Origin of the sequence: Kosakonia sp. S57, from assembly GCF_016516575.1 — a bacterium.
In the GTDB taxonomy this organism is placed as follows: domain Bacteria; phylum Pseudomonadota; class Gammaproteobacteria; order Enterobacterales; family Enterobacteriaceae; genus Kosakonia; species Kosakonia cowanii.
Map to the genome: position 1 here is coordinate 1 of NZ_JACVUL010000047.1, position 362 is coordinate 362.

Consider the following 362-nt stretch of genomic DNA (forward strand, 5'->3'; position numbering starts at 1 on the left):
GTGCCTCGTCATCACGCCTCAGTGTTAAAGTGAACCGGATTTACCTGGAACACACACCTACACGCTTAAACCGGGACAACCGTCGCCCGGCCGACATAGCCTTCTCCGTCCCCCCTTCGCAGTAACACCAAGTACAGGAATATTAACCTGTTTCCCATCGACTACGCCTTTCGGCCTCGCCTTAGGGGTCGACTCACCCTGCCCCGATTAACGTTGGACAGGAACCCTTGGTCTTCCGGCGAGCGGGCTTTTCACCCGCTTTATCGTTACTTATGTCAGCATTCGCACTTCTGATACCTCCAGCAGCCCTCACAGGCCACCTTCGACGGCTTACAGAACGCTCCCCTACCCAACAACACATA

At 55.2% G+C, this 362-nt stretch carries 1 rRNA gene; it reads right to left on the reverse strand.

The annotated features are described in order from the left end of the window. A 23S ribosomal RNA gene (locus tag IAE48_RS23915) occupies window positions 1–362 on the reverse strand; the annotation flags it as partial.